This is a genomic window from Streptomyces sp. NPDC033221 (assembly GCF_055577005.1).
On the sequence record NZ_JBVIQN010000002.1, the window covers coordinates 310904 to 325297 of the forward strand.

13 protein-coding genes are annotated in these 14394 nt (G+C 70.8%); 9 read left to right on the forward strand and 4 right to left on the reverse strand.

Annotation, left to right across the window (positions count from 1 at the left end; translation table 11 throughout):
• Positions 1-33 precede the first annotated feature (33 nt).
• Entirely contained in the window at positions 34-2112 is a 2079-nt protein-coding gene (tkt, locus tag ACZ53K_RS03385) for a transketolase (protein ID WP_468831493.1), read from the reverse strand.
• 519 nt (positions 2113-2631) lie between these two features.
• Between tkt and ACZ53K_RS03390 the strand changes: the two genes are divergently transcribed.
• From ACZ53K_RS03390 to ACZ53K_RS03400, 3 genes are all read left to right on the forward strand, one after another.
• Positions 2632-3582 (forward strand): heme o synthase, encoded by a 951-nt coding sequence (locus tag ACZ53K_RS03390; protein WP_468831496.1) that lies wholly within the window; start codon positions 2632-2634, stop codon positions 3580-3582.
• 134 nt (positions 3583-3716) lie between these two features.
• Positions 3717-4100 carry a hypothetical protein gene (locus tag ACZ53K_RS03395; RefSeq protein WP_468831499.1) on the forward strand — a complete coding sequence of 128 codons (384 nt, stop codon included), beginning with the start codon at positions 3717-3719 and terminating at the stop codon, positions 4098-4100.
• A 204-nt stretch (positions 4101-4304) separates the two neighbouring features.
• On the forward strand, positions 4305-5360 hold the full coding sequence (locus ACZ53K_RS03400; protein WP_468831502.1) for an amidohydrolase: 1056 nt from the start codon (positions 4305-4307) through the stop codon (positions 5358-5360).
• On the opposite strand, the gene ACZ53K_RS03405 is transcribed toward ACZ53K_RS03400, so the two are convergent.
• From ACZ53K_RS03405 to ACZ53K_RS03415, 3 genes are all read right to left on the reverse strand, one after another.
• Positions 5324-6361, reverse strand: coding sequence for a COX15/CtaA family protein (locus tag ACZ53K_RS03405; protein ID WP_468831505.1), 1038 nt, complete (start codon positions 6359-6361; stop codon positions 5324-5326). The two genes, ACZ53K_RS03400 and ACZ53K_RS03405, sit on opposite strands and share 37 nt — an antisense overlap.
• A gap of 98 nt (positions 6362-6459) precedes the next feature.
• Positions 6460-7266 carry an ABC transporter permease gene (locus ACZ53K_RS03410; RefSeq protein WP_468831508.1) on the reverse strand — a complete coding sequence of 269 codons (807 nt, stop codon included), beginning with the start codon at positions 7264-7266 and terminating at the stop codon, positions 6460-6462.
• Positions 7263-8225, reverse strand: coding sequence for an ABC transporter ATP-binding protein (locus ACZ53K_RS03415; protein WP_468831511.1), 963 nt, complete (start codon positions 8223-8225; stop codon positions 7263-7265). Before ACZ53K_RS03415 ends, ACZ53K_RS03410 begins: the two co-directional genes overlap by 4 nt.
• A 306-nt stretch (positions 8226-8531) precedes the next feature.
• Between ACZ53K_RS03415 and ACZ53K_RS03420 the strand changes: the two genes are divergently transcribed.
• The 6 genes from ACZ53K_RS03420 to ACZ53K_RS03445 are packed head-to-tail and all read left to right on the forward strand — an operon-like array spanning position 8532 to position 14394.
• Positions 8532-9380 (forward strand): helix-turn-helix transcriptional regulator, encoded by an 849-nt coding sequence (locus ACZ53K_RS03420; protein ID WP_468831514.1) that lies wholly within the window; start codon positions 8532-8534, stop codon positions 9378-9380.
• Positions 9377-10798: a Fe-S cluster assembly protein SufB gene (sufB, locus tag ACZ53K_RS03425; protein WP_468831517.1), complete on the forward strand. Its 1422-nt coding sequence runs from the start codon at positions 9377-9379 to the stop codon at positions 10796-10798. The genes ACZ53K_RS03420 and sufB overlap by 4 nt, the downstream gene beginning before the upstream one ends.
• Before the next feature lie 55 nt (positions 10799-10853).
• Complete coding sequence (gene sufD / locus ACZ53K_RS03430; protein ID WP_468831520.1) at positions 10854-12038, forward strand: Fe-S cluster assembly protein SufD; 1185 nt, start codon at positions 10854-10856, stop codon at positions 12036-12038.
• The gene (locus tag ACZ53K_RS03435; RefSeq protein WP_468831523.1) at positions 12035-12370 is read left to right on the forward strand and encodes a non-heme iron oxygenase ferredoxin subunit; all 336 of its coding nucleotides are present in this window, start codon (positions 12035-12037) and stop codon (positions 12368-12370) included. The genes sufD and ACZ53K_RS03435 overlap by 4 nt, the downstream gene beginning before the upstream one ends.
• Positions 12371-12376: 6 nt before the next feature.
• Positions 12377-13141, forward strand: coding sequence for a Fe-S cluster assembly ATPase SufC (gene sufC / locus ACZ53K_RS03440; protein ID WP_361142469.1), 765 nt, complete (start codon positions 12377-12379; stop codon positions 13139-13141).
• Positions 13138-14394 (forward strand): cysteine desulfurase, encoded by a 1257-nt coding sequence (locus ACZ53K_RS03445; RefSeq protein ID WP_468831526.1) that lies wholly within the window; start codon positions 13138-13140, stop codon positions 14392-14394. The genes sufC and ACZ53K_RS03445 overlap by 4 nt, the downstream gene beginning before the upstream one ends.

Sequence of the window (14394 nt, forward strand, 5' to 3'; positions counted from 1 at the left end):
GGGTTTGCATCTCCTACTAGATGGTTACGGGCGTCAGCGCGTGGCCGCTGCGAGGGATTCCCGGGCCGCCGTGGCGACCGCGTCGGCGGTGAAGCCGAACTCGTGGAAGAGGACCTTGGCGTCCGCCGAGGCACCGAAGTGCTCCAGCGAGACGATGCGGCCCTGCGTGCCCACGTAGCGGTGCCAGGTCAGACCGATGCCGGCCTCGACCGCGACCCGGGCCTTGACCGTCGGCAGCAGCACGCTGTCGCGGTACCCCTGGTCCTGCTCCTCGAACCACTCGACGGACGGCATCGAGACGACGCGCGTCGGGATGCCCTCGGCCTGGAGCGCCTCGCGCGCCTCGACGGCGAGCTGCACCTCGGAGCCGGTGCCGATCAGGATGACCTGGGGCTCGCCGCCCTCGGCCTCGAACAGCACGTAGCCGCCCTTGGCCGCGGCCGGGTTCGCCTCGTACGTCGGTACGCCCTGGCGGGTGAGCGCCAGACCGTGCGGCGCCGGCTTGCTCTGGTGGCGGCGCAGGATCTCGGCCCAGGCGGTGGCGGTCTCGTTGGCGTCGGCCGGGCGCACGATGTTCAGGCCCGGGATGGCGCGCAGCGCGGACAGGTGCTCGACCGGCTGGTGGGTCGGGCCGTCCTCGCCGAGGCCGATGGAGTCGTGCGTCCACACGTACGTCACCGGCAGCTGCATGAGGGCGGCGAGCCGGACGGCGGGGCGCATGTAGTCGGAGAACACCAGGAAGGTGCCGCCGTAGATGCGGGTGTTGCCGTGCAGCGCGATGCCGTTCATGGTCGAGCCCATGGCGTGCTCGCGGATGCCGTAGTGGACCGTGCGGCCGTACGGGCTGGCCTCGGGCAGCGGGTTGCCCTCGGGGAGGAACGACGAGTTCTTGTCGATCGTGGTGTTGTTCGAGCCGGCGAGGTCGGCGGAGCCGCCCCACAGCTCGGGCACGACCGCGCCCAGCGCCTGGAGGATCTTGCCGGAGGCGGCGCGGGTGGCGACGCCCTTGCCGGTCTCGAAGGCGGGCAGCGCCTTCTCCCAGCCGTCCGGCAGCTCGCCGGCCTGGATGCGGTCGAACTGGGCGGCGCGCTCCGGGTTGGCCGAGCGCCAGGCGGCGATGGCCTTGTCCCACGCGGCGTGCGCCTCGCTGCCGCGCTTCCAGGCGGCGCGGGTGTGCTCGATGACCTCGTCGGAGACCTCGAAGGACTTCTCCGGGTCGAAGCCCAGGACCTTCTTGGTGGCCGCGACCTCTTCGTCGCCCAGCGCGGAGCCGTGGGAGGCCTCGGTGTTCTGGGCGTTCGGGGCGGGCCAGGCGATGATCGAGCGGGCCGCGATGAAGGAGGGACGCTCGGTCTCTTCCTGGGCAGCCTTCAGGGCCTCGGCCAGGCCCACCGGGTCGAGGTCGCCGCTGGGCAGCTGCTCGACGCGCTGGACGTGCCAGCCGTAGGACTCGTAGCGCTTGAGGGTGTCCTCGGAGATCGCGGTCTCGGTGTCGCCCTCGATGGAGATGTGGTTGTCGTCCCACAGCAGTACGAGGTTGCCGAGCTTCTGGTGGCCCGCGAGGGAGGAGGCCTCGGCCGAGACGCCTTCCTGGAGGCAGCCGTCACCGGCGATGACCCAGACGGTGTGGTCGAACGGCGAGGTGCCGGGCGCCGCCTCGGGGTCGAACAGGCCGCGCTCGTAGCGGGCGGCCATGGCCATGCCCACGGCGTTGGCGACACCCTGGCCGAGCGGGCCGGTGGTGGTCTCCACGCCGACCGTGTGGCCGTACTCCGGGTGACCGGGGGTCTTGGAGCCCCAGGTGCGGAAGGACTTCAGGTCGTCCAGCTCCAGGCCGTAGCCGGCCAGGTAGAGCTGGATGTAAAGGGTCAGGCTGGAGTGGCCCGCGGACAGCACGAACCGGTCGCGGCCGGTCCACTTCGCGTCCGCCGGGTCGTGCCGCATCAGCTTCTGGAAGAGAACGTAGGCGGCCGGCGCGAGGCTCATGGCGGTACCCGGATGGCCGTTACCGACCTTCTGAACGGAATCCATGGCCAGGACGCGGACGGTATCGACGGCCCGCTGGTCCAGATCGGTCCACTCGAAATCTGTGGTGGTCGGCTTGGTGCTCACCCTGAGTCAGGGCTCCTCTCCACATGTCGAATGCCGGGGACGGTATGTCCGCCGGGCGTTGTCGAGCCTACCCCTGCATCTACGGCCATCTTTTCGACGAAGCGTCGACGGCTCGTCATGATGAAACTCGACGCCTTGGGCAACCAAATCCGGACTCCGGACATTCCCGCCCCGGACGAGACGGTCACCACTCCAGACTGCCGGGCGGGGCCCGCCTCCGCCTCTCGAACGGCGTGAACGGCGGGTGAAGCGCACCCGCAGACGCGCGGGGAGAAGGGGGTGCCGGTGGGCGGGCGGCCGGCCCGGACCGGTGCGCGGCGCGCGCGGGAACCGATGGGCGGTACGGCCCGGGCGGCCCCGGTACCCCTCAACACGACCCCACCCCCGCGAAGGCCGTCGTATGGCCAACGTCTAAAGTGGCGTGGTACGCGCAAGCCTTAACCGGGTCTTCACAACCGGGGACGCTTGCTGGCCTTATCTTCGCGGCGCAAGCCGCTGATGTTACTTCCAGGGGTGTGCGTGACGGCCGTCGAATCCCGTCCTGCCGGGGTCCTAGCCCAGGGCCCGCAGGGTTCAGGTCACCGTCCGTTCGGGGCCCGTGTCAAGGCTTTCGTGGCGCTGACCAAGCCGCGCGTGATCGAGCTGCTGCTCATGACGACGGTTCCGGTGATGTTCCTGGCGGCCGGCGGCGTGCCCGACCTCTGGCTGGTGCTGGCCACCTGCGTCGGCGGTTATCTCTCCGCCGGCGGCGCGGCCGCGTACAACATGTACATCGACCGCGACATCGACGCCCTGATGGACCGCACCTCGCAGCGGCCCCTGGTCACCGGCATGGTCTCGCCCCGCGAGTGCCTGGTCTTCGCGACCGCGCTGGCCGTCGGCTCCACCGCGTGGTTCTGGTTCCTGGTCAACCCGCTCTCGGCGATGCTCTCGCTCGGCGCGCTGCTCTTCTATGTCGTCGTGTACACGATGATCCTCAAGCGGCGTACGGCGCAGAACATCGTCTGGGGCGGCATCGCGGGCTGCATGCCGGTCTTCATCGGCTGGTCCGCGGTCACCAACACCGTCTCCTGGGCCTCCGCCGTCCTCTTCCTCGTCATCTTCTTCTGGACGCCGCCGCACTACTGGCCGCTGTCGATGAAGGCCAAGGACGATTACGAGCGGGTCGGCGTGCCGATGCTGCCGGTCATCGCGGGCAACAAGGTCGTGGCGCGGCAGATCGTGGCGTACAGCTGGGTGATGGTCCTGGTGTCGCTGCTGCTCCAGCCGCTGGGTTACACGGGCTGGTTCTACACGGTGGTGGCGGTGCTCTGCGGCGCCTTCTGGCTGAAGGAGGCGCACGCTCTCCAGACCCGCGCCAAGGCCGGGGTCACGGGCCCCAAGCTCAAGGAGATGCGGCTGTTCCACTGGTCGATCACCTATGTGTCGCTGCTGTTCGTGGCCATCGCCGTGGACCCGTTCCTGCGGTAGGGAGCGTTCCCCGGAGGTTTCCCGAGGGCCCGTCACGATGCGTTCGTGGCGGGCCCTCGGCGTGTGTCCGGGGTGCCTTCCGGTCCGCCGGACGGCTCTTCCCCCGCTGATTACCGGCGGGTAGCATCCTGTCCATGGCAGACACCAAGCAGGCGGACGCGCCCGACGAGCAGCTCGACGACCAGGCGGCGGCAGGCCGGCCGGGCAAGCGGGACGAGCGGCGGACCGCGTCCCTGGCGAAGTCCGTACGCGCCTTCGCCGACGCCCACGGCGGCAGCGCCGACGCCCAGCTCGCCCACATCGGCCGCGGCCGCGTCCGGATCGCGCTGATCGGCGCCGACGGCCAGTGGGGCAACCTGGTCGCCGACTCCCAGGACATCGCACGGGCCGCGGCCGAGCGCGGCGGCGCCGAGCTGCACGAGGAGTTCGACGGCGACCTGGCGGCCAAGGTCCGCACCGGGCCGTACGAGTGGTCACGGATGGCGGGCATCCAGGTGGGCGGCCCGGCCAACGCCTGACAGCCGGGCGGCACCCGAGCCCGTGCCGCCGGGTCCTGACGGCCGGTTCCGCTCCCGCGGACCGCGTCGAACAGCGCCCCGGCCCGGCCGAACCCGCTACCTGACGCCCGCGTCGTCCGTTGAGCCCACCAGGGGCGGCGTCCGTGCCGCGCCGGGTGGGCTTTCGGCGCCGCGGGCGTCTTCGGCTTCGGCGAGGAGGGGCGGATGGACCAACTGCCACCGCTCGTGGACCAGCACAGTCACGGCGCGCTCCACGGAGACCTCGGACTCGGCGCCTTCGAGGCGCATCTGGCCGCCGCCTCCGGCGGACACGGTCCGGCACCCGCCGGTACGACCTTCTTCGACAGCTGGACCGGCCTCGGCGTACGCCGCTGGTGCCCGCCGCTGCTGGGCCTGGAGGCGCACTGCCCGCCCGCCCGCTATCTGGCCCGCAGGCGGGAGCTGGGCGCCTTCCGTGCGAGCCGCCTGCTGCTGCGCGGCGCCGGCATCGGCACGTTCCTGCTGGAGACCGGCGCGCCCAGCGACCTGACCTCGGCCGGTGAGCTGGCCGCCGCCGCGGGGGCCCGAGCCCACGAGGTCATACGGCTCGAACCGCTCGCCGGGCAGATCGCCGACACCTCCGGCAGCGTCGACTCCTTCATCGGCTACACGGCCGAAGCGATCTACGCGGCCGCCCAGAACGCCACCGCCTTCGCTTCCGGCGCGGCCTTCTGCGAGGGCCGCGCCCCGGAGGCGGGCGAGGTGCGGCGCGCGGCCGACCGGTGGCTGCGGGGCCGCAGGCCGGGGGACCGGCCGGCCGAGCCGTCGCTGCTGCGGCATCTGCTGTGGAGCGCGGTCGCCACCGGCGTACCCGTACAGCTGCACTGTCCCGATCCGCTGCCGCTGGCGGGCTTCCTGCGGGCCACCACCGGTATCGGTACGGACCTGGTGCTGCTGCCCCGGCCGCCGCACCACCGGCGGGCGGCGCAGCTGGCCGCGGTCCATCCGCACGTCTACGCGGACGCCGGACCGAACCCCGAGGAAACGCTTGCGCAGGCGCCGTTCGGCAAGCTGCTGTTCTCCACGGGGGCGCGGGCACTGCCCGAGCTGTACGTGACGGGCGCGCGCTTCTTCGTACGGGCCGTGGAGCGGGTCGTGCGGGAGTGGGCGGCGGAGGGCATGTGCGCGCCGGCGGACGCGGGGCGGATCACCGCCATGGTCGCGTCCGGGACGGCGCGCCGCGTCTACCGGCTGGAGGCGGAGGTACCGGCGGCGGTCTGAGACCCGGCGGCCGCGGCGGTTCCGGCGGCGGGGGCGGGCACCTCGGCGCCGGGCGCGGTGGGCTCACCCTCGCCGGCCGGTACGGGTCCCCGGTCGCGCAGCGCCAGGTAGATGCGCAGTACGCAGATCCACACCAGCGTCGAGACCAGCATGTGCAGGCCGACGACGATCTCCGGCAGGCCCGCGAAGTACTGGACGTAGCCGATGACGCCCTGGAGCACGATGCAGCCGAACAGCTCCAGCATCATGCGGCGCGGCGCGGCCGGTGCCTTGACGGCGCGCAGCGTGAACCACAGGGCCACGGACAGGCCGACGACGATGTAGACGAAGTCGACGTGCAGCTGGGTGATCTCGTGCCAGTCCACCGGGATGCGGTGGACCTTCTTGGCGTCGCCCGCGTGCGGTCCGGCGCCGGTGACGACCGTACCGATGACGGTGAGCGCGCCGGTCGCCAGGACCAGCAGTCCGGCGAGCTGGCGCACCGGCCGGGCGACCAGGTCGCGCGGCGCCTCGTCGCCCTCGGCGGCCCGCCGCCAGGCCAGCACGGAGACCGTGAGCAGGGCGGTGGTGAGGAGGAAGTGCGCGGCGACCAGGTACGGGTTCAGGCCGGTCAGGACGACGATGCCGCCCCAGACGGCGTTGCCCATGACGATCCAGAACATCGCCCAGCCGAGCCGGGTGAGCGAGCGCCGCCGCGGCGCGCGGGCCCGGGCGGCGATGATGAACACGCCGATGAAGGCGCACAGCACGTACGTCAGCAGGCGGTTGCCGAACTCGATGAGGCCGTTGATGCCCATCGCGGAGGTCGGCGTCAGGCTGTCCGGGGTGCACTTGGGCCAGGTCGAGCAGCCCAGCCCGGACTGGGTGAGCCGGACGGCGCCGCCGGTCACGACGATGACGACGGACATCACGACGGTGGCCAGCGCGGCCCGCCGTACGAAGGCGGCGGTCGGCTGCCAGCGGCGCGCGATCAGCTCGAAGGGGTTCCACGTGTTCGGCACGCAGCCATCGTAGGCGGCGGCTTGTGCAAAGTTTCACGAGGGGGTGGGCAACGCGCGGGCCTCTCGCGTACCCGCAGGTCACGCCCGTTCCCAGCGGTCTACTCCCAGCGGAACAGCTTGGCCGCCGCGCCCAGCCCGAGCACCGCCCACACCGCGAGGACGCCGAGGTCGCCCCAGGGCATGCCCGCGCTGTGCTGGAGGACGTCCCGCAGGCCGTCCGAGAGTGCGGAGACCGGCAGCAGCCCGAGCACCGACTGCGCCGCGTCCGGGAACTTGTCCAGCGGCACGACCACGCCGCCGCCCACCAGCAGCAGCAGGAAGACGAGGTTGGCCGCCGCGAGGGTCGCCTCTGCCTTGAGGGTGCCCGCCATCAGCAGACCGAGGCCCGAGAACGCCGCCGTACCGAGGATGAGCAGCAGCACCACCGACAGCGGGTTGCCGTGCGGGGACCAGCCCAGCACGAACGCGATCACCGTCAGCAGCACGATCTGGAGGATCTCGGTGACCAGCACCGAGCAGGTCTTGGCCGTCATCAGCGCCCAGCGCGGCAGCGGGGAGGCGGCCAGCCGCTTGAGGACCCCGTAGCGGCGCTCGAAGCCGGTGGCGATGGCCTGCCCGGTGAAGGCGGTGGACATCACGGCCAGCGCCAGGATGCCCGGCGCCAGGAAGTCGACCGCCTTGCCCTCGCCCGTGTCGACGATGTCGACGGCCGAGAACAGCACCAGCAGCAGCGTCGGGATGACGACCGTCAGCAGCAGCTGCTCACCGTTGCGCAGCAGCATCTTCGTTTCGAGGAGGGCCTGCGCGCGGATCATCCGGGGCAGCGGTGCCGCGCCGGGCCGGGGGGCGAAGGTGCCGGTGGCGCCGGCCGCGCCGCCCCGGTCCGTCGTGCCGGTGGCGGTCATGAACGCAGCTCCTTGCCGGTCAGTTCGAGGAAGACGTCCTCCAGGGTGTGCCGCTCGACCGCTATGGCGTCCGGCAGCACACCGTGCTGCGCGCACCAGGACGCGACGGTCGCCAGCATCTGCGGGTCGACCGTGCCGGTCACCCGGTACGTGCCGGGCGTCAGCTCGGCCGCCGCGCTCTCCGCGGGCAGCGCCTTGAGCAGCGCCCCCAGGTCGAGGCCGGGCCGGCCGGTGAAGCGCAGGGTGTTCTCCGCGCCGCCCTTGCACAGCTCGTCCGGGCTGCCCTGGGCGATCACCCGGCCGCCGTCGATGATCGCGACATCGTCGGCGAGCTGCTCGGCCTCGTCCATGAAGTGGGTGGTCAGTACGGTGCTGACGCCGTCGGCGCGCAGTTCCCGTACGAGGTCCCAGGTGGCGTGCCGGGCCTGCGGGTCCAGGCCGGCCGTCGGCTCGTCCAGGAAGACCAGTTCGGGGCGGCCCACGACGGCCATGGCCAGCGCGAGGCGCTGCTGCTGCCCGCCGGACAGCCGCCGGTAGCCCGTCCGCCCGCAGCTGCCCAGGCCCAGCCGGTCGATGAGCAGGTCCACGTCGACGGGGTGGGCGTGCAGGCCGGCGGTGTGCCGCAGCATCTCCTCCGCCCGGGCGCCCGCGTAGACGCCGCCGGACTGGAGCATCACGCCGATACGGGGGCGCAGCTTGGCGGCGTCGGCGACCGGGTCCAGGCCCAGGATGCGGACGGTGCCCGCGTCGGGGCGGCGGTAGCCCTCGCAGATCTCGACGGTGGTGGTCTTCCCGGCGCCGTTCGGCCCGAGGACGGCGGTCACCGAACCCGCCTCGACCCGGAGGTCGAGGCCGTCCACCGCGGTCTTGGACCCGTACCGCTTGACCAGGCCGGTGATGTCGACGGCAGGCGGACGGCCGGGGGCCCGGGGGGTGTCCCCGGAGGAGGCGCTGCGCATGACCGGCAGTCTACGAAGCGCGGGGGTGTGCACAGGCGCGGGGGCGAAAAGGCGGGGGCTCCCTCGGGTGGGGGAGTGGGGCGTCCCTGTGCGGGGCGTAGATCATCCGCATCCCGGGGCGGGGGCGCGAGCGGGTCGGCCGACGGCGGTCTGGTCTCACGAAAGCCGAGGTCAGGTGGGGTGTCAGTGCGCCCGTGCGGTACCCGGCCGGGCAGGGCGATTAGGTGACCCTAAGTGATCGAGGCCACCAGTCCGTGATCCCGTCGAGGGTTGTCTCGGCCTGAGGAATTACGCAACAATGGCGTTGTGAAATACGCGAGCGAGGACCAGGAAGGCACCGCGGCCCACCCGGCCGGCGGGCCGGACCGCCCCACGCCCGCCAGGGCGCCCCGGTCCGTCACCGGTGCCGCCCCGAACCACGACGAACAGCAGGGCACGCGCAACCGCGTCGCGCGTTCCATCCTCGACCACGGTCCGTCCACCGCGGCCGAGCTGGCCCTGAGGCTGGAGCTGACCCAGGCGGCCGTCCGCCGCCACCTCGACACCCTCGTCGCGGAGAACGTGGTCGAGCCCCGCGAGAAGCGCGTCTACGGCGCGCGCACCCGCGGCCGCCCGGCCAAGGTCTTCGCGCTCACCGACTGCGGCCGGGACGCCTTCGACCAGTCCTACGACCAGCTCGCGGCCGACGCGCTGCGCTGGATCGCAGAGAGCGCGGGCGGCGGCGAGCTGGGTGACGCCGCCATCGCGGCGTTCGCCCGCGCCCGCTTCGCCGCGCTGGCCGAGGGCTACCGCCGGGCCGTCGAGGCCGCGTCCCCCGAAGGACGTACACAGGCGCTTGCCGAGGCGTTGACCGCGGACGGGTACGCTGCTACGGCACGCAGCGCGCCCAGTCATCAGCTAGGTGAGCAGCTCTGCCAGCATCACTGCCCGGTCGCCCACGTCGCCGAGCAGTTCCCGCAGCTCTGCGAGGCGGAGACCGAGGTCTTCTCCCGCCTGCTGGGGACCCACGTGCAACGTCTTGCCACCATCGCCCACGGCGACGGTGTCTGCACGACCTTCGTCCCGAAGGGCCGAGAGGCCGTCGGCAAGACCGCCCACAGCACCACCAAGACCACCAACGCTTCTGCAAGCACGGCCGGGAGGAACCCCGCATGACTCTCCCCACGGAGACTGCTCACCCCGAGCTCGATGGCCTGGGCACGTACGAATACGGCTGGGCCGACTCCGACGTGGCCGGCGCTTCCGCCAAGCGCGGCCTGTCCGAGGAAGTCGTCCGCGACATCTCGGGCAAGAAGAACGAGCCCGAGTGGATGCTCAAGCTCCGCCTCAAGGGCCTGAAGCTCTTCGGCAAGAAGCCCATGCCGAACTGGGGCTCGGACCTGTCGGGCATCGACTTCGACAACATCAAGTACTTCGTGCGCTCCACGGAGCAGCAGGCCGCCTCCTGGGAGGACCTGCCCGAGGACATCAAGAACACGTACGACAAGCTCGGCATCCCGGAGGCGGAGAAGCAGCGCCTGGTCGCCGGTGTCGCGGCCCAGTACGAGTCCGAGGTCGTCTACCACCAGATCCGCGAGGACCTGGAGGCGCAGGGCGTGATCTTCCTGGACACCGACACGGCGCTCAAGGAGCACCCGGAGCTGTTCCAGGAGTACTTCGGCACGGTCATCCCGGTCGGCGACAACAAGTTCGCCTCGCTGAACAGCGCGGTGTGGTCCGGCGGCTCGTTCATCTACGTGCCCAAGGGCGTCCACGTGGACATCCCGCTGCAGGCCTACTTCCGGATCAACACCGAGAACATGGGCCAGTTCGAGCGGACGCTGATCATCGTCGACGAGGACGCCTACGTCCACTACGTCGAGGGCTGCACCGCCCCGATCTACAAGTCCGACTCGCTGCACTCCGCGGTCGTCGAGATCATCGTGAAGAAGGGCGGCCGCTGCCGCTACACGACGATCCAGAACTGGTCGAACAACGTCTACAACCTGGTCACCAAGCGCGCCGTCGCCTACGAGGGCGCGACCATGGAGTGGGTCGACGGCAACATCGGCTCCAAGGTGACGATGAAGTACCCGGCCGTCTACCTGATGGGCGAGCACGCCAAGGGCGAGACCCTGTCCATCGCCTTCGCGGGCGAGGGCCAGCACCAGGACGCGGGCGCCAAGATGGTCCACATGGCTCCCCGTACGTCCTCCAACATCGTCTCCAAGTCGGTGGCGCGGGCCGGTGGCCGTACGTCCTACCGCGGTCTGATCGAGATCGGTGAGGGCGCCGAGGGCTCCAAGTCCAACGTGCTCTGCGACGCCCTGCTCGTCGACACGATCTCCCGCTCGGACACCTACCCGTACGTGGACGTCCGCGAGGACGACGTCACGATGGGCCACGAGGCGACCGTCTCCAAGGTCAGTGACGACCAGCTCTTCTACCTGATGGCGCGCGGCCTGTCCGAGGACGAGGCGATGGCGATGATCGTGCGCGGCTTCGTCGAGCCGATCGCCCGCGAGCTGCCGATGGAGTACGCGCTGGAGCTGAACCGGCTGATCGAGCTGCAGATGGAAGGCGCGGTCGGCTGACACCCGCCGCACGCAGCGACTGATTTCTCACGAGGAAGAGAGCACGACGACAGCCATGGCTGAGGCTCAGACAATCCCGGCGGGGTCCACGACCACCGGTTCGATCGCGGTGGCCGCCGAGTCCACCGTCGCCACCCGGATGAGCGCCCCGCCGTCCTACGACGTGGCGGACTTCCCGGTACCGCACGGCCGCGAGGAGGAGTGGCGCTTCACGCCCCTCGCGCGCCTGAAGGGCCTGCACGACGGCACCGCCGTCGCGTCCGGCGGCGACCTGAAGATCGACATCACGGCGCCCGAGGGCGTCACCCACGAACTGGTCGAGCGCGGCGACCCGCGGGTCGGCAAGGCCGGCAAGCCCGTCGACCGGATCGCCGCCCAGGCGTACAGCTCCTTCGAGAAGGCGTCCGTCATCACGGTGCCCAAGGAGACGGTGCTCACCGAGCCGATTCGCATCGCCGTGCACGGCGAGGGCGGTACGGCCTACGGCCACCAGGTCATCGAGCTGGGCGCGTTCGCCGAGGCCGTCGTCGTGATCGACCACACCGGCGACGCGACGCTCGCCGCCAACGTCGACTACCTGATCGGTGACGGCGCCAAGCTGACCGTCGTCTCCGTGCAGGACTGGGACGACACCGCCGTCCACGTCGGCCAGCACAACGCGCTGGTCGGCCGGGACGCCGGCTTCAAGTCCGTGGTCGTCACCTTCGGCGGCGACCTGGTCCGGCTGCACCCGCGCGTCACGTACGGGGCGCCGGGCGGTGAGGCCGAGTTCTACGGCCTGTACTTCACCGACAACGGCCAGCACCAGGAGCACCGCCTCTTCGTCGACCACGAGGCGCAGAACTGCCGCTCCAACGTCGTCTACAAGGGCGCCCTCCAGGGCCAGGACGCGCACGCCGTCTGGATCGGCGACGTGCTCATCCGGGCCGCCGCCACCGGCACGGACACCTACGAGCTCAACCGCAACCTGGTGCTGACCGACGGCGCGCGGGTCGACTCGGTGCCCAACCTGGAGATCGAGACCGGCGAGATCGTCGGCGCCGGCCACGCCTCGGCGACCGGCCGCTTCGACGACGAGCAGCTGTTCTATCTGATGGCCCGCGGCATCCCGGCCGACGAGGCCCGCCGCCTGGTCGTCCGCGGCTTCTTCACCGAACTCGTCCAGCAGATCGGCCTGCCGGACGTCGAGGAGCGCCTGATCGCCAAGATCGAGGCCGAGCTGGAAGCGTCCGTGGCATGAGTCCGGCCTATGTACGTGCCTGCGGGCTGGGAGAGCTGGAGGCGGACAGCCCCAAGCGCGTCGAGATCGACGGCGTGCCGGTCTCCCTCGTCCGTACCGAAGGGGAGGTGTTCGCGATCAACGACATCTGCTCGCACGCGAACGTTTCCCTGTCCGAGGGCGAGGTGGACGACTGCGCGATCGAGTGCTGGCTGCACGGCTCCAGCTTCGACCTGCGCACCGGCAAGCCGTCCGGGCTGCCCGCCACACAGCCCGTCCCCGTATACCCCGTAAAGATCGAAGGAGAGGGCCCGGACGCTTCCGTGCTCGTCTCCGTCACCCAGGAGTCCTGAGTCCCCATGGCAACGCTTGAGATCCACGACCTGCACGTCTCCGTCGAGGCCGAAGGCGGCCCGCGCGAGATCCTGAAGGGCGTCGACCTGACCGTGAAGCAGGGCGAGACGCACGCCATCATGGGCCCCAACGGCTCCGGCAAGTCCACCCTCGCCTACTCGCTGGCGGGTCACCCCAAGTACACGATCACCGGCGGCACCGTCACCCTCGACGGCGAGGACGTCCTGGAGATGTCCGTCGACGAGCGCGCCCGCGCCGGCGTCTTCCTCGCCATGCAGTACCCGGTCGAGGTCCCCGGCGTCTCGGTCTCCAACTTCCTGCGTACCTCGGCCACCGCCATCCGCGGCGAGGCTCCCAAGCTGCGTACGTGGGTCAAGGAGGTCAAGGAGGCCATGGAGCGGCTGTCCATGGACCCGGCCTTCGCCGAGCGCAACGTCAACGAGGGCTTCTCCGGCGGTGAGAAGAAGCGCCACGAGATCCTCCAGCTGGAGCTGCTCAAGCCGAAGATCGCGATCCTCGACGAGACCGACTCCGGCCTGGACGTCGACGCGCTGCGCGTCGTCTCCGAGGGCGTCAACCGCGTCCGCGAGTCCGGTGATGTGGGCACCCTGCTGATCACCCACTACACCCGGATTCTCCGGTACATCAAGCCCGACCACGTGCATGTCTTCGCCAACGGCCGGATCGCCGAGTCCGGCGGCCCGGAGCTGGCGGACAAGCTGGAGGCCGAGGGCTACGAGGAGTACGTGAAGGGTGGCGCAACCGCGTGACAAAGCTGCCGGGCCTCCTCGACACAGAGGCGATCCGCAAGGACTTCCCCATCCTGGACCGACAGATCCACGACGGGAAGAAGGTCGTGTATCTGGACAACGCGGCGACCTCCCAGAAGCCCCGCCAGGTGCTTGACGCGCTGAACGGGTACTACGAGCGCCACAACGCCAACGTCCACCGCGGCGTGCACGTGCTCGCCGAGGAGGCCACGGCGCTGTACGAGGGCGCGCGCGACAAGGTCGCCGCGTTCATCAACGCGCCGAGCCGCGACGAGGTGATCTTCACCAAGAACGCCTCCGAGTCGCTCAACCTCGTGGCGAACATGCTCGGCTGGGCCGACGAGCCGTACCGGGTCGACCAGGACACCGAGATCGTCATCACGGAGATGGAGCACCACTCCAACATCGTCCCGTGGCAGCTGCTCTCGCAGCGCACCGGCGCGAAGCTGAAGTGGTTCGGGCTGACCGACGACGGCCGGCTCGACCTGGACACGATCGACGAGGTCATCACCGACCGTACGAAGATTGTCTCCTTCACGCTGGTCTCCAACCTGCTGGGCACCGTCAACCCGGTCGAGGCGATCATCCGCCGCGCCCAGGAGGTCGGCGCGCTGGTCTGCATCGACGCCTCGCAGGCCGCCCCGCACATGGTGCTGGACGTCCAGGCCCTGCAGGCCGACTTCGTGGCCTTCACCGGCCACAAGATGTGCGGCCCGACCGGCATCGGCGTCCTGTGGGGCCGCCAGGAGCTGCTGGAGGACCTTCCGCCGTTCCTCGGCGGCGGCGAGATGATCGAGACGGTGTCCATGCACTCCTCGACCTACGCCCCCGCGCCCCACAAGTTCGAGGCGGGCACGCCCCCGATCGCGCAGGCCGTCGGCCTCGGCGCGGCCGTGGACTACCTCACCTCGATCGGCATGGAGAACATCGCCGCGCACGAGCACGCGATCACCGAGTACGCCGTCAAGCGGCTGCTGGAGGTCCCGGACCTGCGCATCATCGGCCCCTCCACGGCCGAGGACCGCGGCGCGACGATCTCCTTCACGCTCGGCGACATCCACCCGCACGACGTGGGCCAGGTCCTCGACGAGCAGGGCATCGCGGTCCGGGTCGGCCACCACTGCGCGCGGCCGGTCTGCCTGCGGTACGGAATTCCCGCGACCACGCGAGCGTCTTTCTACCTGTACTCCACTCCGGCCGAGGTCGACGCCCTCGTCGAGGGGCTGGAGCACGTCCGCAACTTCTTCGGATGA